We start from the raw sequence: 24,564 nt of genomic DNA on the forward strand, positions 1-24,564 counted from the left end.
GTGTTTCTGTGTTACATTTTTTCCGGTGCCGACACGCCGATCAGGCTTAAAGCATTTTTCAGCGTAATTTGCACGGATTTGATTAATGCAAGGCGTGCTTTTGCTGCATCTTCATGCTCAAGATCAAGCACTTTAACAGCATTATAAAAGCTGTGGAAAGCTGCCGCCAACTCATTAATATAATTGGTGATGCGGTGTGGAATCCGTTTTTCGGCAGCTTCCGCGATCGCTTGCGGAAATTCGCCTAATTTTTTCAAAACGTCAATTTCTTTTTCCGACCGGATGACGGAGAAGTCTGCGCGGGCATCCGCCTGCAAACCTTTTTCTTCCCCCTGCCTTAAAATGCTGCAAATGCGGGCATGGGCATATTGCGCGTAATAAACCGGGTTTTCATTTGATTCCGAAACAGCGAGATCAAGATCAAAGTCCAAATGCGTATCCGAACTTCTCATCGCGAAGAAATAACGTGTTGCATCAAGGCCGACTTCTTCGATGAGGTCGCGCATGGTAACTGCTTTACCCGTCCGTTTGCTCATTTTCATCTTTTCGCCGTTTTTATAGAGATGGACAAGCTGGATGATCTCTACTTCAAGATGATCGGGATTATAACCAAGCGCCGCCATTGCCGCTTTCATGCGCGGAATGTAACCGTGATGGTCGGCCCCCCAGATATTGATCAGGGTAGTAAACCCGCGGTCAAATTTGTCTTTGTGGTAAGCAATGTCCGGCGTTAAATAGGTGTAGCTGCCATCGTTTTTAATCAGCACGCGGTCCTTATCATCCCCGAATGTGGTCGAACGGAACCAGGTTGCGCCGTCTTTTTCGTAAACATGGCCTTTTTCTTTTAACAACTTCAGCATCTCATCAATTTTGCCGCTTTTATAGAGGGATGTCTCCGAGTACCAGACATCGAAAGGGACACGGAAATTTTCCAAATCCTTTTTCAGCTTTTCCATTTCGTAATCAAGGCCGTACTGGCGGAAAAATTCGTAGCGTTCCTTCTCTTCCATATCGGCAAATTTTGTGCCGTATTCTTTAGCGAGCTTTTCGCCCAAATCAATGATATCCCGGCCGTGATAACCGTCTTCCGGCACTTCTTTTTCGGAGCCGAGCGCCTGGAAGTAACGGGCTTCCACCGACAGCGCTAAATTGTGGATTTGGTTTCCGGCATCATTGATATAGTATTCGCGGCTGACATCATAGCCTGCTTTTTCGAGCACATTACAAAGCGAATCGCCGACAGCCGCACCGCGCGCATGCCCGAGATGCAGATCGCCTGTAGGGTTAGCGGACACAAATTCAACCTGGACTTTCTCACCTTTTCCTGCATTTGAACGGCCGTATTCCCCGCCCTGTTCCAAGATCGTTGGAATCAGTTTGGTCAAATAAGCATTATCCATGTAAAAATTGATAAAGCCCGGCCCCGCAATTTCCACTTTCTCAATCGATGCTTTCGACTGGTCCAATTGTTGCACAATCGCTTCTGCGAGCACGCGCGGCGCTTTTTTGGCGATGCGTGCCAGCTGCATGGCAATATTCGCGGCATAATCCCCATGCGCCTTTTCTTTTGGTTTTTCAAGTATAATTTCGGGAATCTGGTCTTCTTCCGCCAGCCCTGCTTGTATCACCGCCTGCTTAATTTCAGCTTTTAACGTTTCCTGGATTTGTTCGGCAATATTCATCTCGCCTCTTGTACCTCCTCATAATGGATCGCCATGTTATATGTACCTAGATGATTTCCTTGCATAAAAAGTTCATAGCCAAGGGAGAACCGCCCCTGTGCCTGTCCGCTGCGGTGATGGCCGATGCCGGTTGCTTTTGCTTCCATCGGAAAGTTCCCGTACCGGCTTTCGTAAGTGCTTCTTCTCTTTTCCCCCACCCGGAGATCAAGCCGCATCCTAATCGCGCCGCTTCTTAAAATCAGTGCCCTGCTGCCGCTGATTTTTACAACCGTATGTACTTTTCCTTCTTCCTGCACTTCATCATATTTTAAATAGGCCGCATTGCCTTTTTCATAATAGCGGCCGGATAGAATCATTTCGACTTTTTCTTGTTCTTCCTGGAATATTTGCGTGGATAACTGGATCTTTACAGGATAGGAGTCGTCTTTTTCCGGCATTTGCCCACACCTTTCAAATTCATGCAACCGTTGCTGTTTATCCATTATAACCTTTCTATAAAAAAAATAATATCGTTCCTTCATTCATTTTGTGCCGGGATTCTCTTATTATCATACAAAACAGGCAGGACATGGGGCAAGCCAAAATAAGAAAGATTTTAGACACACCCCATTCAGGCCCTGGCATACAGCGGGCGTTTCCATACAGTCCGGCATGAGAATTTGAAAAACCCGGCGCCACAAAGCCTTGTCCCCTTATCAGGCATGCGCGCCGGGTTTGGATTTGTCTATTTGACCCAGCCGAGCATCATTTCGCGCACCAGCTTGCTGGCTGTATTGGCCGTTTGTTCGGAATGGTCGTAAATCGGCGCCACTTCAACGAGATCGCAGCCTACGACTTGAACATCAGAACCGGAAATGGCATGGATGGAAGCGAGCAGTTCTTTTGATGTAATCCCGCCGGCATCGACAGTCCCCGTTCCCGGCGCAAAAGCCGGGTCAAGCACATCAATGTCTATCGTTACATACACCGGGCGTCCGGCAAGTTCCGGAAGCACTTTTTTCAGCGGTTCCAGTACTTCAAATTTAGAAAGATGCATACCGTTCTTTTCCGCCCAGTCAAACTCTTCCTTCATCCCCGAGCGGATCCCGAATGAGTATACATGTTTTGGCTGAATCAGTTCTGCAACTTTGCGGATCGGGGTTGAGTGCGACAACGGTTCGCCTTCGTATTCCGTACGCAGATCTGTGTGCGCATCAAAATGGATAACAGCGAGATCGGGATATTTTTGATAAACGGCTTTGATGACCGGCCATGAAACAAGATGCTCCCCGCCGAGGCCAAACGGGAATTTCCCGTCTTTTAATAAAGTCTGTATGTAAGCTTCAATCAGATCAATGCTTCTTTGCGGATTCCCGAACGGCAGTGGAATATCGCCGGCATCAAAAAATTTCACCTCCGCCAGCTCACGGTCCAGGTACGGGCTGTATTCCTCAAGCCCGATCGACACTTCGCGGATCCTTTTCGGGCCGAATCTTGACCCGGGGCGGTAACTGGACGTCCAATCCATCGGCATCCCGTAAATGACCACCCGGCTGTCTTCGTAATCCGGGTGGCTGCCAATAAATACATTTCCTGAATATGCTTCATCAAATCTCATATGAACACGCCTTTCTTAACGGGTAAGATCTTCTACAAATTTCGGCAATACAAACGCTGCCTGATGGAGTTCTTTTGTATAGTATTTCGTATCGATGTCATGGAAACGCTCATCGCTCACTGCAAGCGGGTCATATTTTTTCGATCCGATGGTGAATGTCCACATCCCGCTTGGATATGTCGGGACATTGGCGGTATAAAGCCTGGTAACCGGGAAAATTTCTTTGACATCGCGCAGCACTTCGCGAATCAAGTCTGCTTTAAACCATGGGTTATCCGTTTGCGCGACAAAAATCCCATCCGCTTTCAATGCTTTTGCAATCCCGCTGTAAAATCCTTTTGTAAACAGATTGACAGCCGGCCCGACCGGTTCAGTGGAATCAACCATAATGACGTCGTACTGGTTCTCACTTTTGGCAATATGCATAAAGCCATCATCAACTTTGACTTCTACGCGTTCATTTTCCAATTCGCCGGCAATTTCCGGCAAATATTTTTTCGCATACGCAATGACTTTACCGTCGATTTCAACCAGGGTGGCTTTTTTAACCTCCGGGTGTTTCAAAATTTCGCGGATGACACCGCCGTCCCCGCCGCCGACAACCAGTACATTTTCAGGATTCGGATGCGTAAAAAGCGGGACATGCGTGATCATTTCATGGTAAACAAATTCATCTTTAACAGAGGTCATGACCATCCCATCCAACAGCAGCATATTGCCCCACTCTGCGGTTTCCACCATGTCCAGCTTTTGGTATTCCGTCTGCTCGGTATGTAAAGTTTGATTCACTTTCATGGTGATCCCAAAGTCTTTTGTCTGTTTTTCCGTAAACCAAAGTCCGCCCATCCTCGTTTTCCTCCTTCGTCGATCAAAACATGATAATTTGCTATTATCTTTTCCCTGACGGAGCTGATTCCACACATTTCCTCAGAAAATTTGACACATGAAAAAAGTATAGTAGTTTTCCTTAAAATGCAAGAAATTTTTCACTTACAGCTTTTTATTGCCGGCATGTTTAAAGTCCCCCTTGTTTCCGCATACTAGATAAATAAGATTGATTTAGAAAAAGAGGTGCGGATGGATGGAGACTCTCGCGACGCCAAAGCTGCAAAAAGCAAAATGGGGATTAAAATGGCTCCTTCTTGCTTTTTTGGCATGTGCTGTCTTACTTTTCACCTTTGTTTTTGCCGCCTATTTATATGCCAAAATCCTCGGGCCGCCGCCGCTCACTGTTCCCCAGTCCACCCTTTATTATGCAAGCAACGGGAAACTGATTGGGGAAACAAACAGCGGGCAGCAGCGGTACTGGGTCCATTTAAATGACGTTTCCCAAAATGCCATCGATGCCGCCATTTCCATTGAAGACCGTAATTTTTACCACCACCATGGCTTTGATTATAAACGCATGACCGGCGCCCTGTTTGCCGACTTGAAAGCAATGGGGAAGGTGCAAGGGGCGAGCACCATCACGCAGCAATATGCACGTAATCTTTTTTTAACGCTGGATAAAACATGGGAAAGAAAGTTTAAAGAGGCCTTTTTTACGGTCCGGCTTGAATCGAGCTACAGCAAAGACCAAATCCTTGAGGGTTATCTAAACACGATTCATTACGGGCACGGAAAATACGGGATACAGGCAGCAAGCCAGTACTATTTCGGCAAAGACGCCAAAAACCTGACGCTGGCTGAAGCTGCGATGCTCGCCGGGATTCCGAACGGGCCGGGCATTTACTCGCCGGTGATTTCTTTTAAAAAAGCAAAACAGCGCCAGCAGACGGTATTGCATACAATGGCCAAAAACGGTTATATCAGCGGGCAGCAGGCAAAAGAAGCGGAAAATGAACCGTTAAAGATCGTCCGCAAAGCCCCGGACAACAGCATGCATACCGCCCCGTATTTTCAGGATACCGTCAAAAACCAGCTGAAAACAAAACTGGGCTTTGATGACCGGACGATTGCGCTCGGCGGGCTGAAGGTATATACGACCTTGAATACCAGGCAGCAGAAAATAGCTGAAAAAGCCATTCAAGAAACCGTCACAGGCAATTCCGGCATTCAACTTGGCTTTGTTGCGGTCAATCCGAAAAATGGATTCGTGACGGCGATGGTAGGCGGCCAGGACTATCAAAAAAGCCCGTTCAACCGGGTTACCCAAGCGACGCGCCAACCCGGTTCAGCCATGAAGCCGCTGCTATATTACGCTGCGCTCAATCATGGCTTTACACCGGCAACCATGCTGAAAAGCGAACCGACTACTTTCCGGTTTGACAACGGCAAATCCGTCTACAAACCGCATAATTTTAACAGCCAGTATGCAAATGGCAAGATTACCATGCTTGAAGCCTTAGCCGTTTCAGATAATATTTTTGCGGTAAAAACCCATTTATTGATGGGGCAAAATGTCTTAGTCAATACGGCCAGGCAATTCGGCCTGACGACACCGATGCAGAAGGTTCCTTCACTGGCGCTCGGTACATCAGGTGTGCGTTTACTCGATATGGTCCATGCCTACAGCCTGCTTGCAAACGGCGGGGTAGATAACGGCCCGGTTTTTATCACAAAAGTAGAAGACTATCAGGGGCACGTGTTATACGAATACAAGCCGGAGAAAAAAAGGGTACTGAACCAGCCGGCCGCATTTGTGACGTCACAAATGATGACCGGGATGTTCGATAAACGCCTGGGAGGCTATGCCCGCGTAACCGGAGCTTCCATCATCAAGGAGCTGTCACGCCCTTACGCCGGAAAATCCGGTTCGACCAATACGGACAGCTGGATGATCGGTTTTTCGCCGCAGCTTGTATCGGGTGTATGGGCCGGCTATGACAACGGCCGGGAAATCACGCTTGCTGCCGATAAAATATATGCAAAAAAAGTTTGGGCGAGGTTTATGGAACAGGCGCTGGCGGGCGAGCCCGTCAAAACTTTCAAGGCGCCACAAGGGGTTACGGCTGTTCCGATTGACCCTTCAACAGGAAAACTGGCAAACGGCCAATGCCCTGTCGCAAGGCTCACCTACTTTGTCGAAGGCACAGAACCAACCGAAACCTGCACCAACCACGCGCCAAACCCGGACAACTCCCTCTACCCGTCCAAGCACCAAAACTGGCTGCAAAAATGGTTCAAATGGTTTTAAACAGAAAAGCGGAGGCGACTGTTCATCGGCGTACGGATTTCGCAGTCTTTGACTGAGATAAAGGAAACACGATGAGCCTGATAAGGCGAATCGATGTTGACTTATCGGAGGGAGAAGACGTAGAAATCCGCTAGCCGATAGGAGCCGCAGCTGGACAATGAAAAGCGGAGGGCGCTTGCTCATCGGCGACAGGCAACTGGACCGGCACCAATGAAGTCCGCTTTTTGACTTCAATGGGGCCGGAACAGTTGACCCCGAGCCGATAGCGCCCGTAGCTGGACAATGAAAAGCGGAGGCGACTGTTCATCGGCGTACGGATTTCACAGTCTTTGACTGAGATATAGGAAACACGATGAGCCTGATAAGGCGAATCGATGTTGACTTATCGGAGGGAGAAGACGTAGAAATCCGCTAGCCGATAGGAGCCGCAGCTGGACTATGAAAAGCGGAGGGCGCTTCTCCTGCAGCACAGAAAAAGGGTCTGGCCAACAACTGGTCAGACCCTTAATGCTGCCTTTAGCTCATCACTTGAAAGCACCCACATCTCCTGGTTTTGTTCCTGGAGAAAATTCGCCAGCACTTTTTTTGAACGATCGTCCATATGATCGACAATGATATGCCGCTTCATTGACTTGTCCAGCCGGTTCACGTGCTCCGGCAACGACTTATAACCGCGCCGCTTTTCTTTATTGATCACCATTTCGCACGCCGTGACACCGGCGTAGTACGAGCCTTTTTCCCCCCGTTCGATTGTAACCCAGACAAGCCAGTAGGGTTTTGCCCCTTCTTCCGGCACTTCCGAACGATCCGGGGAAAACTTGACCCTTTTTTCAACTGCACTGCGGGCATGCATCGCACCGATATCAACAACTGCCGTCCCCTCATTGATATCGATAATCACCGGGGAGACATTCTCCAAGCTGAGGGCGCCGACGCCAAAACCGCGATGCCCATCTGTTGGTGCGTTTTTAATAATATTGAATTCAATTTTTTTCTTTTCTTCAGCCATCTTTCATCCCTCCCCTTGAAAATTTAACTAGCTGAACACCGTTACAATGGTTTGGAAACTTCTCATAATCGACGGAACCGCGCTGTTGATGAGCGGCGAAATCGTATACTGATCAAGCGGTGTCACGAGGATGACCAGGAATACAAGAATGCTGTACTGCTCATACTGTGTCATTTTTGCACGCACAGACGGCGAAACCACGTCTTCAATGATACGATAACCATCCAACGGCGGCAGCGGAATCAAGTTAAAAATAAACAGGACCAAATTCAGCCACACAAAATAGTTGAAAAACGTTAACACAAACCATGGCAAACTTGCCCCAAGGCCGGTCACAACCAGTATATTCATGATGATCGTGCCGATAAACGCAAGCAAAAAATTGCTGGTCGGCCCCATCAGGGATACGAGTACCCCTGCAAGACGCGGATTTTTAAAATGATAGCGGTTTACTGGGACAGGGCGTGCCCAGCCAATACCAGCCACAAAAATCAAAATTGCCCCGAGCGGATCGATATGCTGGACCGGGTTAAGCGTCAGCCTCCCTTGCCGCTGTGCAGTTGAATCTCCAAATAGATATGCCGTATAAGCATGTGCGAACTCATGGACAGTAAAAGCGATAATCAACACAGCCGCAACAATTGGGATATCTCTTAACGGATAAGCCAAAAAGTTTTGTATTTGTTCCACAAACGGGTCCCCTTTAAATAAGTATTATTTTCATTAGTATACAAAATTCACCTGAATTATTCACCTATTTGCCACCGGCCGGTACTTGCAGGCGGGCCGAAAAAAAATTACAATTTTATACTGAAACAAGATTTTAAAAAAAGGAGATGCTATATATGCCATATGTAACCGTAAAAATGCTGGAAGGCCGCACGGATGAACAGAAAAAGGCATTGGTGGAGAAAGTTACCCATGCTGTAAGCGAGACGGTAAATGCCCCAAAAGAAAATATCACCGTTTTTATTGAAGAAATGTCCAAAAACCATTATGCAGTTGGCGGCGTCCGTAAAAGCGACGAATAGAAAAGTGCCTGCGTTGATGAAAATAGCTAAGCTTATATAGCAGGCTTAGCTATTTTCTTTAATTTATCAATATATAAATAGGCTTGTTCCACTTCTTCGTCCGTGTAATGCTGCTTGGCTTTTAAAGTAAAAATCTTTTCTTTCACTTCGTCCTTTGGAAGATTTTCAAAATACATGACCGTGGACACAAGTTCAAGAAAGCGTGCACTCTGGTTATTCATCTCATTCAGGCAGACATCCAGCCCTTTTAATTTCTGTTCATACAGATTCAAAAACTCATAGCCGTCATCTGTCACCGTGTACCGGTATTGAAAATATCCGCCCTTCTTTTCTTTTACTTCTTTCACAAAACCGAGGTTGGTAAGTTCTTCAATCTGTAACGTTAATTCTTCCGAGTATGGCCCGTAAAAATGAAACTCAAATTTCTCTTGAAAAGGAAAAGTTAATTTTTTCGCGATGTAGATCATCTTCTGCAATTTTTTCCTGCCAACAATTTCTCCGGATATGGCAAGCGCACCCATTATTTTCACATGATCCTCTAACACAATCCATTCATCTCCTGAAACTTCATAATCTAGAATTGTTTTAATAAGGCTGCAATTTGCCTTTTCTTGTCACCATGTACAGTCATATCTTTAATGAAATCAAGCGGAAAATATAGTTTATGGTCCGTCCTTCTTTTGCCGGATATCGCCTCGACAATATCAGATTCCCTTGACAATTCCCTCAGTTCCCCGTTTTTCATCAGCAGATTGATCGGCAGGCGTTCGCCCTCCTCGCCGGGCCTGTAAAAATCATACGGGAGATCCGAGGAAGAATCGAGCACCAAATAATAACCCGGATCAATTCCGACTTCCCGGAAAAGCTTCTCCAGCCGGCTATGTACTTGAAATTCCTTTGCCGGATCAAATTCGGCATACTTAAACAAATTGCGGTTGACAAAGCGCGTGCACAAATCACGCAAAATCGGGTCGTCTTCTTCCTGCCACACCTCAATATAATAAAGCATTATGTGCTCATCCAGCTTTAAATAATCTGCAAGCGCCGGTTCGTTTTTAAAAAGCGAGTAAAAATGGACCGGCTGATGCCGGAACGTATAATCCGAAACATACAGTACTTTGGCGCGGTGCAGAATTTTCGTTAAGATCACCTCTGCACTTCTTGTCACCGGATGAAAATAGACCTGCCAGTACATTTGGTAACGGCTCATAATATAATCTTCCACCGCATGCATGCCGCTGTATTTAAAAACAGCCTGGTCATCATGCGGGCGCATCACGCGCAGCAGCCTTTCGATGTCAAAATGGCCGTAGCTGACCCCTGTAAAATAAGCATCACGCAGCAAATAATCCATCCGGTCGGCATCGAGCTGGCTTGAGATCAAACTGACCACCAGTTTATTTTCGGATGTTTTCGCGATCACTTCGGCCACTTTTTTGGGAAAGTTTCTCCCAACCTTCTGCAAAACCCGGTTCACTTCTGTATTTCCTAGAATGATCTGCTGTGTGAAAGCTTCATGGTCCAGGTTGAACACCTTTTCAAACGAGTGCGAAAACGGGCCGTGGCCAAGGTCGTGCAAAAGCGCGGCGCACAGCGATAAAAGCCTGTCCTTCCCATTCCAGTTCGGCTTGTCCTTAAACACATCATCTGTAATTCTTCTGACTATCTCATAGACACCGAGTGAATGGCCAAAACGGCTGTGTTCTGCCCCGTGGAAGGTTAAATACGTTGTCCCAAGCTGGCGGATCCGGCGCAGCCTTTGGAATTCCTTAGTGCCGATTAAATCCCAGATCACCTGGTCGCGGACATGGACATAACGATGAACAGGGTCCTTAAAAACTTTTTCCTCGCTGAGTTTTAGTTTGGAATATTCCATCATTTACCCTCTTCCTAGTATCGTATTTTTATTATAACGGTAAAAAACACAGAAAAAAAGCTTGTATTCATAAGAATATTTGTTCTCATGAGGCAAGCAGCGGGACCCGGTGCAAGCTGCAGAACGTGTTTACCAGGGGATTCACATGCCTAAAACAGCGGTCTGTGCGCTAACAGACTATTATTTTTTTACCATATTGGTATAAAACCGGCACTTTTTGTCCATTCTCTTAGTATTAAAGCAAAAATTTTATATTTGGGGGTAATGAGAATGAAATTACGTCAAGACGCGTGGAGTGAAGAAGATGATTTATTATTGGCAGAAACAGTGCTGCGCCATGTCCGTGAAGGCAGCACACAGTTAAATGCTTTTGAGGAAGTCGGCGATAAGCTGAACCGGACTTCGGCTGCCTGTGGTTTCCGCTGGAATGCGGTTGTCCGCCACAATTACGAGCAAGCGCTGCAACTGGCAAAAAAACAGCGCAAACAACGCCAGCGCCTGCTTGGAAAAGATCAGGGCGGCAAAAAGAAACTGCTTTATCAGCCGCCAGTCCCAACACTTGAAGAAGTCGGCGAGATTCCTTTGGTCGTGGAACAAACGATTGAGGTCGGGGAAAACGCAGGCGCCGGGGATGGACTGCCTGTGGAAAATGAACACGATTCAACAGGAACACATACGGCAATAGCAGGCACACTGAGCAGTGAAAGCGGCGAAATGAACCTGGTGAAAGTCATCCGTTATCTGCAATACTTAAACAATACACAATTCCAGTCAACGATTTTAAAAAGTGAGAATGCAAGATTGAAACACGAAAACCACGAGTTGAAGAAAGAAACTGAAGGGCTGAAAAAACGGGTCAAAGAACTTGAGGAAGGCTCTGTCACCATGCAGGAAGACTACGAAACACTGATGAAGATCATGAACCGGGCCAGAAAATTCGTCCTTTTTGATGAAGACGAATCCGGCGCGACCAAATTCAAAATGGACCGCAACGGGAATTTGGAGAAGCTGGCAGAATAGCAGGAAGCGGGCGGAGGCGCCTTTTATAAGCGAAAACCGGGCCGGCTGGCTTTCATTGGAATGAAAGTCGTTTCAGCCCGGTTTTCGCTTCGAAATGGCCTTCATCGGCGCTATGAAAGACATTTCGGCTTTGTTTCTGCATCGAAATGGACTTCGTCGGGCTTATGAAAGCCATTACGACTCTATTTTCGCTCCGTAATGGCGTTCATCACCCTTATGAACTACATTTCGAGCCAAATTTCTGCCTGTGATAGCATTCATCGGCTCTTTGAGCATCATTTCGATCCATATTTTTGCCTGCGATGGCGTTCATCGGCTCTATGATCTACATTTCGAGCCATATTTCTGCCTATGATAGCGTTCATCGGCTCTATGATCTACATTTCGAGCCAAATTTTTGTCTGCGATAGCGTTCATCGGCTCTATGATCTACATTTCGAGCCATACTTTTGCCTGTAGTAGCGTTCATCGGCTCTGTGATCTATATTTTGAGTCATTTTTTTGCCTGTAATAGCGTTCATCGGCTCTATGATCTACATTTCGAGCCATATTTCTGCCTGTAATAGCGTTCATCAACGCTATGGTAGACACACACCGAACCTGTTTTGTTTCGAAATGGCCTTCTTCGGCTTTGTTTACAAAAATCGCTGATTGCGCGCCAGCATGCGTTCGTAATACTGGCCGTACCACTGTGTTTCCTGATCGGTCAAAGGCATCGAAATAAGTTCGCCGCCCAGCTGTTTCAATGTTTGCAGCAGGCGGAGCATCACATTCTGCACCGTCAAGTTTTCCTGCAGCAGCTCCGATAAAGAAGCCATTACTTCCGGAATGATCAGCGGATACTGGAATTTCGTCTCTGTGCTTTTTTTGCCGCATTTATAAAATTCACGTACCAACTGTGCCCTATCCGCGCCGCTTCCGGTGATGCACAAATAGATTTGTACGGCCACCCCTTTGCGGACACGGCGCTGTGAAATGCCGGCAAACTTTTTCCCGGCAATGCTTAAGTCATAGCTTCCCGGACAGTATGAACCGGCAATTTCGCGCGCTTCAATATCCACGGGGAAATCCGCAAACATTTTTTGAACCAGTTTCCACATCGCCTGGTAACCGCGGTGGATATCCATGCCTTTCTCAGTGTCAGGCACGACAAGCGACAGATTCAGCACCCCTTCATCCAAAACAACTGCAAGCCCCCCTGAGTTGCGGACAAGATAACGGTAGCCTGCGCTTTCAAGATAGCGCAGGCCGTCTTCCAAATAAGGCAGTTTTGTATCTTGAATCCCCAGGCTGATCGTACGGTGGTGCACCCATGCGCGCATAACTGCAGGGGACATATGCGCCCCTACCGAAGTACACAGCATATCGTCCATCGCAAATGACTGGGCAGCCTGGAACTGCGGGCCAAGGCTTGATTGGTCCAAAATCCGCCATTGTGGCTGCCGTAATAATTGCAACGCTTCATCCATATGATGATATTCCCCTCAAACTTGTTTTTATCCCAACAGAACGGGCAGCAAGACTCCCAGCTTCAGATTTTAGATCGGTGGGAGAAAGCGCAGTTTCACAAACTTTGAGCTGCAGAAATCAATGCTACATGATAAACATCTTCGGCATTGCAGCCCCTTGATAAATCATTTACAGGAGCGTTTAAACCCTGCAGAATCGGGCCGACCGCTTCAAAATGGCCCAGCCTTTGTGCCATTTTGTAGCCGATATTCCCCGCTTCCAGGCTTGGGAAAATAAATACGCTCGCATTGCCCCGGATTACGGATTCCGGCGCTTTTTTTCCGGCAACTTCCGGTACATACGCAGCGTCAAACTGAAGTTCGCCATCCACTATCATATCCGGATCCAATTGCTTTGCGATTTCAACCGCCTTTGCAACTTTTTCCGTTTCTTCCGAGTGCGCTGAACCCTTCGTTGAAAAGCTTAACATCGCGACCCGCGGCTCAATATCAAATGTTTTCGCTGTTTTTACACTTTCGACTGCCGTTTCTGCCAAATCTTGGCTGTCCGGGGCAATATTAATGGCGCAGTCAGCAAAGACATACTTTTCATTATTCCTTACCATGATAAAAACGCCTGATGTCTTTTTCACACCCGGTTTTGTCTTGATGATTTGCAGTGCCGGCCGGACTGTTTCTGCTGTTGAATGAATGGCGCCGCTTACAAGACCGTCCGCCTTATTTAAATAGACCAGCATTGTCCCGAAGTAATTGACATCTTTTAAAATATTGCGGGCATCTGCCTCTGTCGCCTTCCCTTTTCTCCGTTCCACAAAGGCTTTCACCATCTCTTCAAATCCTTCATATGTATCAGGATCATAGACCTCGATCCCTTCTGCAGATAAACCCAATGCTGAAGCTTTTGATTCAATTGCACCGCGGTTTCCGACGAGAACCGGGCGGATGACTTCTTCAGATGCAAGGCGGCTTGCAGCTGTTAAAACCCGTTCATCCAGACCTTCCGGGAAGATAATTGTTTTATTTTGCCCTTTGACTTTTTGTTTGACAGCATCAAAAAATGCACTCATGGCCACCACTCCTCTTATGGTACTATTCTTTTTTTAGAATACTCCATTCGCTAAAAAATGCAAAGTCAAAAGCAGGAATTGTTCTGAACACTTAACAATTTTCCTTTCCGCTTCTTAATATTTTTTCCTGTTTTCAACCTATGTTATAGTAAAATAAGTAGATGTGTGAGGAGGAGTATGAATGAGTGAAGCAGCAGAAACACTGGATGGATGGTATTCTCTGCATGATTTCCGTTCCATGGACTGGCCGAGCTGGAAAGCTTTATCGAGGGATGAGAGAGAATCAGCCATTGCTGAATTTGAGGAATTTCTTGCCAAACTGGATGGTATTCAAAATAACCATGAAGGGGCCTATGCCTTATATACCATTGTCGGCCAGAAAGCAGATTTTGTGTTATGGACAATGCGTCCGCAGCTGGATGATATTCATGAAATTGAAACGGCCTTTCATAAGCTAAAGATCGCTGACTATACAATCCCGGCCTATTCATATGTCGCTGTTGTTGAATTAAGTAACTATGTGAACGGCGGCAAAGCAGATGAAAGTGCCTACGAAAATCCATATGTGAAATCACGGCTCTATCCTGTGCTGCCGAAGTCCAAATATTTCTGCTTTTATCCAATGGACAAACGCCGCCAGGGTGAGGATAACTGGTACATGCTATCAATGGAAAAAAGGCGGGAATTGATGAAGAGCCATGGCTTAATTGGCCGCAGTTACGCCGGCAAAATAAAGCAGTATATCCTCGGTTCAACCGGCCTTGATGATTACGAATGGGGGGTAACCCTGCTATCTGATGATGCGCTGCAGTTTAAGAAAATCGTGTATGAAATGCGATTTGATGAAGTCAGCGCCAGATATGGTGATTTCGGATCATTCTTTGTTGGAACCCTGCTTGACGAAGCAAAATTAAAATTATTTTTGCAAGTGTAGAAAGATCGTGCAGCCGGCTAAGCTGCACGATCTTTTTTACATGTTTTGCGTTTGAATTCGTTAGCATATCCCGTTTTCCCGGTTCATACACATGAATGTAGTGAATGCCTTACTTTGATGCACACTCAAAGCATGGGTTTACAGGCAGGCTTCACCTACGCAATTTAAGGAGGGAATCAATTGGAAAACGGGAATTACACACCACCAGTATACGGATATCCTTATTACCGGCAGACGGCACAGCCGTACTACGGGAGCTATTATCCGCAGCAGTATCAAGTGCCGATGGGACCGCAAACCCAAGCCGCGCCTTCGCAAAATCTGCCCGGGCAGCTGCCGCTTGAACAATCTTATATAGAGAATATCCTGCGGCTGAATAAAGGAAAATTAGTTTCCATTCATGCCACTTTTGAAAACAACCGGGAGTGGAATGCGAAAGTTTTTAACGGCATTATTGAAGCGGCAGGGCGGGACCACGTAATCCTGAGCGATCCCCAGACAGGCCAGCGCTTCTTAATTCCAATGGTATATGTTGATTATGTTACATTCTCAGAAGAAATTGAGTATGAGTATCCATTTGGCGCACCGCAAGCCGGCCAGCAGCTGGCTACCTATTCTCCGCGGGAATAAATACTTACGAAAAAACAGCTCCGCAAATAAGAGCTGTTTTTTTCATGGAATTGAATTTGCTTTTACTACATCCATTTCACAGCTGCTGTCCCGAGCAGGACCCAGGCAGCCAGAAAAGCGACGCCTCCAATTGGTGTAATGGCCCCCAATACACTTATTTTGGTTAAACATAAAATATACAAACTTCCTGAAAACAGGATGATGCCAATAAACATCAGCCATCCGGACCAGTTTAGCAGCGCAGAAGTTTTTATGCTTCCCGAGATGATGCCGATTACAATTAATCCTAAGGCATGGTACATCTCATAACGTACGCCCGTTTCCCAAATATCCAGGTACTTCTGTTCCATTTTCCCCTGCAGCCCATGGGCGCCAAATGCCCCCAAGGCTACTGACAAAAACGCATGAATTACGCCAAGCAAAACAAATAATTTCATCATCAACACCCCAATAAAAACCTAAAAATTTTTCCTGCTGTCTTTATTCTATGAGAAACAGGTTTAGAAATCAAAAATAGAATCCCCGTTTGCGCCATCATCCATCTTTAACGGCCTGCTTTTGATTTCCGGCACACTCGGTATGGCTTGTGGCACAGCGATCTGCCCGGCTGGTTTCGTATCTGGCTGTTTCGTTTCATTGGTTTCAAGCAGGATCTCACATAAAGCTTTTATGGCATAAACATGCTCCCGTTTTTGCGGTTCCGAACCGGACTGTTTCGCCTTCATCAGTTCCTCTTCGATTTTGTCTAAGACCATTCCCATTGTGATCGCCATTGTCACACCTCAATTGCTTATTTGCTGTACTCATGAATATTTTAGCATACCTGCTTGCAAAACCTTTCATTTGCAGTACACCAAAAACCGACAAAGTTCCACGTGGAACATTGTCGGTTTTTGTGATTTCAGTGTGGCTTTTCTTTTTCTATGTCTATTCATTGATCCGGAATTTGCCATTGGATCTCTTCTTCCCCTATTGATTTCAAAATTTTGTTTACTTTGGAGAATGGACGGCTTCCGAAAAATCCGCGGTTTGCGGATAACGGGCTGGGGTGGGCTGCAGTCAATACATAATGTTTGTTTGTATCAATCAACTCCCGCTTGCTTTGTGCCGGCCTTCCCCATAAAAGAAAAATAACAGGGGTATCTTTCCTGTTGATTTTTTTGATCACTTCATCGGTAAAGATTTCCCAGCCTTTACCGCGATGGGAATGGGCTTCCCCCTCCCTGACAGTGAGCACCGTATTTAACAGCATAACCCCTTGCTGCGCCCAGCTGACGAGGCTGCCGTGATTCGGAATTTTGCAGCCTAAGTCATCATGGAGTTCTTTGAATATGTTCCGCAGTGACGGCGGAACATCGATCCCGGGTTTGACCGAAAAACTCAAACCCTGTGCCTGGTTTGGGCCATGATAAGGATCCTGCCCAAGCAAGACGACTTTGACATCGCGAAAAGCAGTATAATGGAAGGCATTAAAAATGTCATACATATCGGGGTGAATGCGTTTTGTTGCATATTCCCGTTTCAGAAATTCCCTCAATTTTAAATAATACGGTTTTTGAAGTTCTTCTTCCAAGAGCGGGCCCCAATCATTGTGAAAGATAGGTTTCATTTTCCTTTCAGCCCCTTTCCATACTACCATTCTATCAGTTTTCACATACAGGTGCAGAAAAACAATAGATCCGTTTCCTTTTGTTTAAGGGCCGGCGGAAGCGGATATATAGTACACAAGAAGCCGCAACCGTTTTGCGGGATTGCGGCCAATCTCACACAGGGGAGGATTGTTCATGTATAAAGTAGAAGTCGTCCAAAACGGGCTTGAAGCCGCGAATCTTGTGAATGAATTTGAAAGTGAAGGATTTGCAAAAGATGACATTTACATTTTTGCACACGATAAAAACCGTTCAAAGGATTTAACTGACGCCACCGAAACTGGAAAAGTAGGCTTGGATGAACAAGGAGTGGTGAATGCAATTGGAAATGTCTTCAGAGAACGCGGGGATGAACTGAGAACAAAATTGAATGCACTCGGCCTCACGGATATGGAGGCAGAGCAATACGAAAAAGTACTGGACCAGGGGCGTGTCGTTGTCATTGCTGCCAGCAATAAAGAAGATCCTGGGGAAATCGAGCATTTAATATAATAGACGGATATAAAGCTCGGGGCGGCTGGCTGCTTGGCCGGCCCATTTTTTATGCTCAACTATGGGGACGGGTGAAAATACATAGGTCTTATCTCCATTATTTGTTTTTTTGATAGGGGTGTTATATGCTAAAGATAATGTGATTTTACTATATACAGCGTTTTTAAGGAGATGTGTGCTGATGGGTTTACAGAAGACTTTTACATTGGCCGGTTCTGATTCCAGCGGCGGAGCAGGACTGCAGGCGGATTTAAAGACATTTCAGGAGCTCGGGGTTTATGGCATGTCCGCGATTACTTCTATTGTTGCGATGGATCCTAAAAACGGATGGCATCATCAAGTGTTTCCGATTGATGTAAAGATTGTAGAAAAGCAATTGGAAACCATCCTTTCTGTCGGCATTGATGCCATGAAAACCGGCATGCTCGGCTCTGTTGATATTATTGAACTCGCAGCCCGCAAAATAGATGAATACCATTTAGATAAAGTTGTGATTGATCCTGTCATGGTATGTAAAGGCGAAGATGAAGTGCTGCAGCCTGAAAATACAGATGCGATGCGCGAATTGCTTTTGCCGCGTGCAACCATCACTACTCCAAATTTATTTGAAGCATGGCAGCTCGCAAAAACCGGACCGATCAAAACGGTTGATGATATGAAAGAAGCTGCAATAAAAATCCATGACCTGGGTGCGAAAAATGTTGTCATCAAAGGCGGAAAAGGGCTGGAAACAGAAAATGCCGTCGATTTGTTCTATGATGGCGAAGAATTTGAAGTCCTTCAGTTCCCGAAAGTGAGCACAACCTACAATCATGGCGCAGGCTGCACATTTGCAGCAGCGATTACCGCTGAACTCGCCAAAGGCAATACCGTTTCAGGTGCTGTAAAAGTTGCAAAAGAATTCGTCCATATCGCAATCGAACACGGTTTTAAATTAAACGAATATGTAGGGCCTGTGATGCATGGCGCCTATACACGTTTTTCACCATCCACAAAATAAGATTTAATGAGCATGAGCGGGGCCCTGTCCCCGCTCATTTTTTATCCGGAGCTTAAAATTGATCGGTGCAGGTAATTTGTTATAATGTTTAGAATGGAGTATTTTCACTGTGCAAGCCGCCCATCCAATCCATGGGCCAAAAAGAACCGTATAGTAAAAAAAGGAGGAAAACGATGGAACCGATACGTACATCCGATGTGCAGCAGCTGTTGAATGCATATGCAAACCAGCCGCTTTATATCCACTTAGAAACCACAAACGGCGCCTACGCTTCACATGTCGACGAGTCTTTTTTCTCTGCCGGGGCCTATATCCGCAATGCAAAAATTTCATATGAGCATGGAAAAATTGCCGGCAGCGGCCCTTACCGGATCGGCTTAAAAATGAATATCGGCTGGATTTACGCAGAAGGACTGACCCATTTTGAAAAAGATGAATTTGACCGGCTGCTGTTTGCCGGACACGGATCCGACGGAAAGCTCGCTGTAGCCCTTGAACTGAGCAGTACGCCATTTGAGTAAGGAGATGAGAAAAATGGAAAAAGAACGCCATGTACTGGTGATTTTCCCCCATCCGGATGATGAAGCATTCGGTGTATCCGGAACCATTGCGACCCATGTCAATCATGGTACGCCGGTGACTTATGCCTGCCTGACATTGGGAGAAATGGCCAGAAATTTGGGGAATCCCCCGTTTGCCACCAGGGAATCCCTTCCCCACATTCGCAAAAAAGAACTGCAAAAAGCTGCGGAAGTCATGGGGATCCAGGATTTACGCATGATGGGCCTGCGCGATAAAACCGTGGAATTTGAAGATGATGAGAAACTCGCGAAAATGGTGCTGGATCTCGTTCATGAACTGAATCCGTCACTTGTGATTACATTTTATCCAGGCTATTCCGTACACCCTGACCATGAAGCAACAGGACGGGCGGTGGTACGCGCATTGCGGCAGATCCCGGCAGATAAACGCCCGAAACTGCACTGTGTTGCTTTTTCCAACAATCATGAGGAAGAAATCGGCAAGCCGGACGTGAGGAATGATGTCAGCGGCGCAGCCCGGCAAAAAATCGGGGCCATGAAAGCCCATCACTCGCAAACCGGCTGGATGATGGGAGAGCGGGAAGAAAAAATGCGGCAAAAAGACCCCGAAACCCTCCGCTGGCTGCAGTACGAATATTTCTGGACCTATGACTGGGACAACGACAAAGTGCAATAGAAAAAAGCATCTGCAGCTACCGGAGCGCAGATGCTTTTTTCATGCCATTTCAAGTACGTGATGTATGGCTTTTGCAACCCCGTCTTCGTCATTTCTGGCCGTACGGTGGCGGCACAAAGCGAGCACTTCTTTATCAGCATTCCCCATTGCAAAAGGGTAGCCCGCTCTTTCCAGCATTGAAATATCGTTCAAATTATCCCCGATTGCCATTGTTTGCTCCATAGAAAACCCGTGCGCTTTCACATATTGCTCTAAAACAAGCCCTTTCTGCGCCTGCTCGTGGTTGATTTCTATATTCCGATAACCTGAGGATGTCACTTTAATATCCGGAATTTTGGTCTCCATTTCCTTTCCAATTTTTCTTAATCCTGTTTCGTCCTTGTGAAAGGCGAGCACTTTGTAAAAAACGACGGAAGGATCATGAAAAATATCGCGGGTGTCATGCATGCTATGAATATAACGCCGGATCCCGCGTTCTTGAATATACCTGCGAATTTCCTCATACGGGATTTCGGGATTCGCAGAATGGAATAAGTCAACAAGCATTTCCATATTCTTTTCATAGTCTTCCGTAAAGGTGCCTTTATTGGTGAAAAACTCATAATAAATACCCAGATCATCAAACATGCTTGCAACTTGAGAAGTGGTTTTTGCGCTTAATAAATTGGTGGCAATTATTTCTCCCTCTTTGTTCCTGACTTCAGCCCCGTTCAGGCCGATGATCGTGCACCGGATGCCGACCGGATCCAGAGCCGACCGTGCTTCTTCATAAGAACGCCCGGTGGCAATCACAAATTTAACACCTTTTTCCTGTGCCATTTTAATCGCCGCAGCGTTTGCCGGGCTGACTTCCTGCTTTGAGTTTAAAAGTGTTCCATCCATATCTGATGCGATGCATTGAATCATGTTGCTTTCCCTCCCATTATATAAGTTGCCTGTGTTTGTTTATCTGCCGAATCGACATCCTGCTGCTGTTTGCGCTCCTGTAAAAAGGCGCGAATCATGAAATAGCTGATCTCATCGGGCAGGAGTTCCTTGATCGGCGTTAAGCGTTCAGAACCAGCCTGCTCGACAGCATCAGCAATCAGCTGCCGGCAGGATTCCGGAATAAACCGGCTCCAGTCTACTGCCATCCCTTCATCTGCACATTTGATGAGATGCGTTTCAATCGTTCTCTCCGTCATGCCGCGGCCGGATGCAATTTCTGCGATGGAATGGCCTTCTTGCAGCATTTGGTAGGAGATGTGATGGCTTTTCTCTTTCCCGGCCGAACGCGGAACAGGGTCCGGAACGGCAGCCGTTTCAGCTGGTACAGATTCTATCCCCTGCTCATTCATATAATCCTGAATCTCTTGTAAAAATATTTTCCCGTATTGTTCAAGTTTACGCCGTCCGACACCTTTCACCCGCAAAAATGCTTCGGTTGTGGCCGGCAAGAGCGCGCACATTTCTTTCAGTGACTGGTCGGAAAATACAATATACGGCGGAATCTTTTCGCGGTCAGCGATTTCTTTGCGGATTGCCCGGAGCCGTTCAAATAAAAGATTATCCTCGGCAATTTGTTTTGCTTTTATTTTTTCTTTCCTGAAAACCTGTTCCTCGGAACGCAGCACACGGACAGCTTTACGGGTTAAAAACAATACCGGGTATGTACCGTCTGCCGGCCGTAAATAACCTTCCGCTGTCAAAAAATCTATTAATTCGTTCACATCCTTCTGCGTCTTATCTTTCATGATGCCATAAGTGGACAGCTTATGGAACCCGAACTGGGCGATTTTTTTATCGCTTGAGCCGGTCAGTACTTTTGTAATAAATGTTTTCCCGAAGCGTTCGTTCATCCTTTTTATACATGAAAAAACCATTTGTGCTTCCTTTGTGACATCTACTTTTTCACGGTCATCAAGGCAATTGCCGCACATCCCGCACGGCGCAGCATCCGCCTCTCCGAAATACTTTAATATATATTGCTGGAAACAACCTTCAGTATGACAGTAATCGATCATTTTTCTTAACTTCGCATATTCCTGGTCTTTTCTTTCCTGATTGCTGGACTGGTCAATCAGAAACTTTTGAATATGGATGTCTTGGGCTGAAAACAAAAGGATGCAGTCACTTTCCTCACCGTCACGCCCTGCTCTTCCTGCTTCCTGGTAATAAGCCTCCATATTTTTCGGGATATTAAAATGGATCACATACCTCACATTGCTTTTATCAATCCCCATCCCGAATGCAGACGTGGCCACCATCACGGCAATGTCATCGTACAAAAACCGGTCCTGGAAGTCATTGCGCTGCTTTTCGCTCATTCCGGCATGATATTTGCCGGCGCGGATTCCTTTGCGGTTGAGAAAATCGTAAATGCGCTCGACTTCTTTTCTTGTTGACGCATAAATAATACCTGACTGATTGCGGTTTTTTTCGATATAATCGTAAATAAAAGCGTCCTTGTCCTGGCCCTTGACGACTTGAAAATGCAGGTTATCACGGGCAAAACCAGTCACAACGCAAGACTGCCCGGGAATATCCAAAAGCTGGCAAATATCGTCTTTAACCTGCGGCGTGGCTGTCGCGGTTAGTGCAAGCGTAATGGGTTTCGGCTGAAATTGATGGATTAGTTTTTGGATCAACAGATAACTTGGGCGGAAATCGTGGCCCCATTGCGAGATACAGTGCGCCTCATCAATAGCAATGAGAGAGACATTGATTTGCTTCAGAAGAAAAATAAATGAGGAGGACTCCAGCCGTTCCGGAGCGATATAAATTAATTTGTACTTACCGGAAGATGCATCTGCCAGCCTTTTATCTATTTCAGCGCCGTGAAGCGAACTGTTGATATATGTTGCTGATATGCCAATATTGTCGAGGGTATCCACCTGGTCTTTCATTAGAGAAATCAGCGGGGAAACGACCAATGTTACGCCCGGCAGCAGCATCGCCGGTATCTGGTAGCAGATCGATTTTCCGCCCCCGGTCGGCATAATGCCCAGCGTGTCCCGGCGGTTCATGATTTGTTCAATGATCGCGGCCTGCCCCTTTCGGAATTCCTGGTAACCGTAGTATTGCTGCAACACTTTCCTTGCCTCTTCCAACACAGTCAACAATACCCATCCTTTCCTCAGTAAGCGTTATCCCCATTATAACAAACGGGGAAAGGATTCGCATAGATCTGGCTGGAAAATCCAAATACGGATGGGGAATCCGCCATCTTCCGGCGTTTTCCCCGGTCCTCTTGTCCGGTTTCCTCTATTTCAGCCCCATTGCTTTTAATAAAGCGTCATGGACATGTGTATTTTCATAAGTTCCGGAAAATAATGCTGCGCCTTTGCCCATTGCTGTCAAGGGAATATCAGCTGCCGTATGCCCCGAAGTTGTCCAGTCAGCCGAGAATTGTTCATCAGTGCCGGAAACTTCAAATGGGCCGTCTTCCTTGGAAATCCCATTCCCGGATTCATCGCTGTTATTCACACTCTCAATCGCCAGTCCCCCGGATTCATGGTCTCCAAGCACAAGAACAAGTGTGTCCGGGTGCTTCTTTGCATAGGACTTTGCTATGGCGACAGATTCATCCAATTGCTTTCCCGCTTTTAACATCTTTGAAGCATTGTTCACATGGGCCATTTCATCAATGGCCTCCTCTTCCACCATCAGAAAGAATCCTTTTTTATTTTTGGAAAGGGTATGAATCGCTTTTTTCGTCATACTCGGCAAGGAAACAACCGGGTCATAGATATCGCCTTCTCCATCCGGCCGCTGTTCAAACATTTCCTCATTGGCAAACAGGCCGAGCAGTTTGCTGCCTTTTGCTTGCTGGAGCTGGTTGCCGTTTGTAACATATTGGTAACCAAGTTTTTTCGCACGGTCCACGAGATTCCCTTCCGTCCCTTTGCTCGCTTCCGATGCATCTTTAGCAGGGTGGTCCTCATAAACACCCTCCGTTCCAGCAGGATACCAGTAGTCCTCTCCGCCGCCAAGCAGGACATCAATTTTGCTGTTTTCAAGATATTGTTTTGCGATTTTGCTTTGTTCACTGCGGTTGGCAACATGCGCGCCAAATGCTGCCGGCGTTGCATCGGTCAGTTGGCTGGTTGTCACAAGCCCGGTGGATTTACCTGCTTTTTTCGCTGCTTCGAGAACCGTTTTTTTACTGTTTTTATCCTCATCCACTCCAATGGCGCCATTGTATGTTTTTACGCCTGAAGCGATCGCCGTCGCGGCGGCTGCTGAATCTGTCACAGCTGAAGTGGAACTTGTATGTACAAGCCCCGCAACCGGCATTTGATTCATTTCAAGATCCCTGTTTAAACCGGCAGCAGCCAGGCGGATGGCATTCCGCTGTGCCACGCCCATTCCATCCCCGACAAATAAAATCACATTTTTGGCTTTTGAATTGCCTGATGTGCGCTGCGAGGGCTGGTAGGACTTGGCACTCGCCAGGCTTGATATCCCCAATGCCGCAATTGCCGTTATTGCCAAAGCCGCATTCACAAAACCTTTTCTTTTACGATTTTTCAACTTGCATCCTCCCCTTCTGTATTCATTACAAGATCCATTGTAAAATAAGAACGTAAAGGAATCGTTTTGATTTTGTAAAAGGAATCTAAAGATCGGGCAGAGGCGATTTTTATCCAATCCGGAACAATTGCATGTTGGTTATTGTATGAACGCCCGAGGTATGATAACTTTATCAAAGCACTGATATTTATATTTAAAAACACCGCTTACACCTGCTGGCTTTTTGAAGTGCGTGCTTTTTC

At 46.3% G+C, this 24,564-nt stretch carries 25 protein-coding genes; 9 read left to right on the forward strand and 16 right to left on the reverse strand.

What is annotated here, in order from left to right:
* Positions 1-11: 11 nt before the first annotated feature.
* The 4 genes from argS to speE all read right to left on the reverse strand — a co-directional run bounded on the left by argS (position 12) and on the right by speE (position 4,125).
* Complete coding sequence (argS, locus tag C232_RS0103340; RefSeq protein ID WP_018661263.1) at positions 12-1,682, reverse strand: arginine--tRNA ligase; 1,671 nt, start codon at positions 1,680-1,682, stop codon at positions 12-14.
* Positions 1,679-2,119, reverse strand: coding sequence for a YwiB family protein (locus tag C232_RS0103345; protein ID WP_026314458.1), 441 nt, complete (start codon positions 2,117-2,119; stop codon positions 1,679-1,681). Before C232_RS0103345 ends, argS begins: the two co-directional genes overlap by 4 nt.
* 287 nt (positions 2,120-2,406) lie before the next feature.
* On the reverse strand, positions 2,407-3,279 hold the full coding sequence (gene speB, locus C232_RS0103350; RefSeq protein WP_018661267.1) for an agmatinase: 873 nt from the start codon (positions 3,277-3,279) through the stop codon (positions 2,407-2,409).
* 15 nt (positions 3,280-3,294) lie between these two features.
* Positions 3,295-4,125, reverse strand: coding sequence for a spermidine synthase (gene speE / locus C232_RS0103355; RefSeq protein ID WP_018661268.1), 831 nt, complete (start codon positions 4,123-4,125; stop codon positions 3,295-3,297).
* A 235-nt stretch (positions 4,126-4,360) separates the two neighbouring features.
* Between speE and C232_RS0103360 the strand changes: the two genes are divergently transcribed.
* Positions 4,361-6,415, forward strand: coding sequence for a transglycosylase domain-containing protein (locus tag C232_RS0103360; protein WP_018661270.1), 2,055 nt, complete (start codon positions 4,361-4,363; stop codon positions 6,413-6,415).
* A 496-nt stretch (positions 6,416-6,911) separates the two neighbouring features.
* Here the strand turns inward: C232_RS0103360 and C232_RS0103365 are convergent, their stop codons facing one another.
* Positions 6,912-7,424 (reverse strand): YwhD family protein, encoded by a 513-nt coding sequence (locus tag C232_RS0103365; RefSeq protein ID WP_018661271.1) that lies wholly within the window; start codon positions 7,422-7,424, stop codon positions 6,912-6,914.
* Positions 7,425-7,451: 27 nt separating this feature from the next.
* The gene (locus C232_RS0103370) at positions 7,452-8,114 is read right to left on the reverse strand and encodes a site-2 protease family protein (RefSeq protein WP_018661273.1); all 663 of its coding nucleotides are present in this window, start codon (positions 8,112-8,114) and stop codon (positions 7,452-7,454) included.
* Positions 8,115-8,269: 155 nt separating this feature from the next.
* On the opposite strand from C232_RS0103370, the gene C232_RS0103375 reads away from it, so the two are divergent.
* On the forward strand, positions 8,270-8,455 hold the full coding sequence (locus C232_RS0103375) for a 2-hydroxymuconate tautomerase (protein ID WP_018661275.1): 186 nt from the start codon (positions 8,270-8,272) through the stop codon (positions 8,453-8,455).
* A 32-nt stretch (positions 8,456-8,487) separates the two neighbouring features.
* Here C232_RS0103375 and C232_RS0103380 read toward each other — a convergent pair whose 3' ends face one another.
* The gene (locus tag C232_RS0103380; RefSeq protein ID WP_018661277.1) at positions 8,488-9,000 is read right to left on the reverse strand and encodes a YwgA family protein; all 513 of its coding nucleotides are present in this window, start codon (positions 8,998-9,000) and stop codon (positions 8,488-8,490) included.
* A gap of 29 nt (positions 9,001-9,029) precedes the next feature.
* Positions 9,030-10,331, reverse strand: coding sequence for an HD domain-containing protein (locus C232_RS0103385; protein ID WP_026314459.1), 1,302 nt, complete (start codon positions 10,329-10,331; stop codon positions 9,030-9,032).
* A 270-nt stretch (positions 10,332-10,601) separates the two neighbouring features.
* Here C232_RS0103385 and C232_RS0103390 point away from each other — a divergent pair, with 270 nt between their 5' ends.
* A complete protein-coding gene (locus C232_RS0103390) occupies positions 10,602-11,351 on the forward strand; it encodes an RsfA family transcriptional regulator (protein WP_018661281.1) in 750 nt (249 codons plus the stop codon).
* A gap of 635 nt (positions 11,352-11,986) precedes the next feature.
* Here C232_RS0103390 and lipL read toward each other — a convergent pair.
* Positions 11,987-12,820 carry an octanoyl-[GcvH]:protein N-octanoyltransferase gene (gene lipL, locus C232_RS0103395; RefSeq protein WP_018661282.1) on the reverse strand — a complete coding sequence of 278 codons (834 nt, stop codon included), beginning with the start codon at positions 12,818-12,820 and terminating at the stop codon, positions 11,987-11,989.
* Positions 12,821-12,915: 95 nt separating this feature from the next.
* Entirely contained in the window at positions 12,916-13,887 is a 972-nt protein-coding gene (gene pta / locus C232_RS0103400; RefSeq protein WP_018661284.1) for a phosphate acetyltransferase, read from the reverse strand.
* A 181-nt stretch (positions 13,888-14,068) separates the two neighbouring features.
* On the opposite strand from pta, the gene hemQ reads away from it, so the two are divergent.
* Together hemQ and gerQ are read left to right on the forward strand one after the other, a co-directional pair.
* Positions 14,069-14,821 (forward strand): hydrogen peroxide-dependent heme synthase, encoded by a 753-nt coding sequence (hemQ, locus tag C232_RS0103405; RefSeq protein WP_018661286.1) that lies wholly within the window; start codon positions 14,069-14,071, stop codon positions 14,819-14,821.
* Positions 14,822-15,001: 180 nt separating this feature from the next.
* Positions 15,002-15,451 carry a spore coat protein GerQ gene (gene gerQ, locus C232_RS0103410; RefSeq protein ID WP_018661288.1) on the forward strand — a complete coding sequence of 150 codons (450 nt, stop codon included), beginning with the start codon at positions 15,002-15,004 and terminating at the stop codon, positions 15,449-15,451.
* Between the two features lie 65 nt (positions 15,452-15,516).
* On the opposite strand, the gene C232_RS0103415 is transcribed toward gerQ, so the two are convergent.
* From C232_RS0103415 to C232_RS0103425, 3 genes are all read right to left on the reverse strand, one after another.
* The gene (locus C232_RS0103415) at positions 15,517-15,888 is read right to left on the reverse strand and encodes a DUF423 domain-containing protein (RefSeq protein ID WP_018661290.1); all 372 of its coding nucleotides are present in this window, start codon (positions 15,886-15,888) and stop codon (positions 15,517-15,519) included.
* Positions 15,889-15,951: 63 nt separating this feature from the next.
* Positions 15,952-16,224, reverse strand: coding sequence for a YwdI family protein (locus tag C232_RS0103420; protein ID WP_018661291.1), 273 nt, complete (start codon positions 16,222-16,224; stop codon positions 15,952-15,954).
* 158 nt (positions 16,225-16,382) lie between these two features.
* The gene (locus C232_RS0103425) at positions 16,383-17,060 is read right to left on the reverse strand and encodes a uracil-DNA glycosylase (RefSeq protein ID WP_018661293.1); all 678 of its coding nucleotides are present in this window, start codon (positions 17,058-17,060) and stop codon (positions 16,383-16,385) included.
* Between the two features lie 175 nt (positions 17,061-17,235).
* Between C232_RS0103425 and C232_RS0103430 the strand changes: the two genes are divergently transcribed.
* From C232_RS0103430 to bshB2, 4 genes are all read left to right on the forward strand, one after another.
* Positions 17,236-17,592, forward strand: a complete 357-nt coding sequence (locus tag C232_RS0103430) for a YflT domain-containing protein (protein ID WP_018661295.1) — start codon at positions 17,236-17,238, stop codon at positions 17,590-17,592.
* 181 nt (positions 17,593-17,773) lie between these two features.
* Positions 17,774-18,592 (forward strand): pyridoxine/pyridoxal/pyridoxamine kinase, encoded by an 819-nt coding sequence (gene pdxK, locus C232_RS0103435; protein ID WP_018661296.1) that lies wholly within the window; start codon positions 17,774-17,776, stop codon positions 18,590-18,592.
* Between the two features lie 173 nt (positions 18,593-18,765).
* Positions 18,766-19,113, forward strand: coding sequence for a YojF family protein (locus C232_RS0103440; RefSeq protein WP_018661298.1), 348 nt, complete (start codon positions 18,766-18,768; stop codon positions 19,111-19,113).
* A 13-nt stretch (positions 19,114-19,126) separates the two neighbouring features.
* A complete protein-coding gene (bshB2, locus tag C232_RS0103445; protein WP_018661301.1) occupies positions 19,127-19,810 on the forward strand; it encodes a bacillithiol biosynthesis deacetylase BshB2 in 684 nt (227 codons plus the stop codon).
* A gap of 39 nt (positions 19,811-19,849) precedes the next feature.
* On the opposite strand, the gene C232_RS0103450 is transcribed toward bshB2, so the two are convergent.
* The 3 genes from C232_RS0103450 to C232_RS0103460 all read right to left on the reverse strand — a co-directional run bounded on the left by C232_RS0103450 (position 19,850) and on the right by C232_RS0103460 (position 24,322).
* Positions 19,850-20,716: a Cof-type HAD-IIB family hydrolase gene (locus C232_RS0103450; RefSeq protein WP_018661303.1), complete on the reverse strand. Its 867-nt coding sequence runs from the start codon at positions 20,714-20,716 to the stop codon at positions 19,850-19,852.
* Positions 20,713-22,908 (reverse strand): DNA helicase RecQ, encoded by a 2,196-nt coding sequence (gene recQ, locus C232_RS0103455; RefSeq protein ID WP_018661305.1) that lies wholly within the window; start codon positions 22,906-22,908, stop codon positions 20,713-20,715. The genes C232_RS0103450 and recQ overlap by 4 nt, the downstream gene beginning before the upstream one ends.
* Before the next feature lie 145 nt (positions 22,909-23,053).
* The gene (locus C232_RS0103460; RefSeq protein WP_018661307.1) at positions 23,054-24,322 is read right to left on the reverse strand and encodes an alkaline phosphatase; all 1,269 of its coding nucleotides are present in this window, start codon (positions 24,320-24,322) and stop codon (positions 23,054-23,056) included.
* Positions 24,323-24,564 lie beyond the last annotated feature (242 nt).

Source organism: Heyndrickxia acidiproducens DSM 23148 (assembly GCF_000374345.1).
Lineage (GTDB): Bacteria > Bacillota > Bacilli > Bacillales > Bacillaceae_C > Weizmannia > Weizmannia acidiproducens.

Excerpts from the sequence above, each read along its gene's own strand:
- C232_RS0103450 (WP_018661303.1), bottom strand. The coding sequence starts at position 20,716 with ATGATTCAATGCATCGCATCAGATATGGATGGAACACTTTTAAACTCA.
- C232_RS0103375 (WP_018661275.1), top strand. The coding sequence starts at position 8,270 with ATGCCATATGTAACCGTAAAAATGCTGGAAGGCCGCACGGATGAACAG.
- C232_RS0103365 (WP_018661271.1), bottom strand. The coding sequence starts at position 7,424 with ATGGCTGAAGAAAAGAAAAAAATTGAATTCAATATTATTAAAAACGCA.
- C232_RS0103440 (WP_018661298.1), top strand. The coding sequence starts at position 18,766 with ATGGAACCGATACGTACATCCGATGTGCAGCAGCTGTTGAATGCATAT.
- C232_RS0103430 (WP_018661295.1), top strand. The coding sequence starts at position 17,236 with ATGTATAAAGTAGAAGTCGTCCAAAACGGGCTTGAAGCCGCGAATCTT.
- C232_RS0103425 (WP_018661293.1), bottom strand. The coding sequence starts at position 17,060 with ATGAAACCTATCTTTCACAATGATTGGGGCCCGCTCTTGGAAGAAGAA.
- pdxK (WP_018661296.1), top strand. The coding sequence starts at position 17,774 with ATGGGTTTACAGAAGACTTTTACATTGGCCGGTTCTGATTCCAGCGGC.
- lipL (WP_018661282.1), bottom strand. The coding sequence starts at position 12,820 with ATGGATGAAGCGTTGCAATTATTACGGCAGCCACAATGGCGGATTTTG.
- C232_RS0103420 (WP_018661291.1), bottom strand. The coding sequence starts at position 16,224 with ATGGCGATCACAATGGGAATGGTCTTAGACAAAATCGAAGAGGAACTG.
- pta (WP_018661284.1), bottom strand. The coding sequence starts at position 13,887 with ATGAGTGCATTTTTTGATGCTGTCAAACAAAAAGTCAAAGGGCAAAAT.
- argS (WP_018661263.1), bottom strand. The coding sequence starts at position 1,682 with ATGAATATTGCCGAACAAATCCAGGAAACGTTAAAAGCTGAAATTAAG.
- C232_RS0103360 (WP_018661270.1), top strand. The coding sequence starts at position 4,361 with ATGGAGACTCTCGCGACGCCAAAGCTGCAAAAAGCAAAATGGGGATTA.
- C232_RS0103345 (WP_026314458.1), bottom strand. The coding sequence starts at position 2,119 with ATGCCGGAAAAAGACGACTCCTATCCTGTAAAGATCCAGTTATCCACG.
- hemQ (WP_018661286.1), top strand. The coding sequence starts at position 14,069 with ATGAGTGAAGCAGCAGAAACACTGGATGGATGGTATTCTCTGCATGAT.
- bshB2 (WP_018661301.1), top strand. The coding sequence starts at position 19,127 with ATGGAAAAAGAACGCCATGTACTGGTGATTTTCCCCCATCCGGATGAT.
- C232_RS0103415 (WP_018661290.1), bottom strand. The coding sequence starts at position 15,888 with ATGAAATTATTTGTTTTGCTTGGCGTAATTCATGCGTTTTTGTCAGTA.
- C232_RS0103390 (WP_018661281.1), top strand. The coding sequence starts at position 10,602 with ATGAAATTACGTCAAGACGCGTGGAGTGAAGAAGATGATTTATTATTG.
- speB (WP_018661267.1), bottom strand. The coding sequence starts at position 3,279 with ATGAGATTTGATGAAGCATATTCAGGAAATGTATTTATTGGCAGCCAC.
- C232_RS0103385 (WP_026314459.1), bottom strand. The coding sequence starts at position 10,331 with ATGGAATATTCCAAACTAAAACTCAGCGAGGAAAAAGTTTTTAAGGAC.
- speE (WP_018661268.1), bottom strand. The coding sequence starts at position 4,125 with ATGGGCGGACTTTGGTTTACGGAAAAACAGACAAAAGACTTTGGGATC.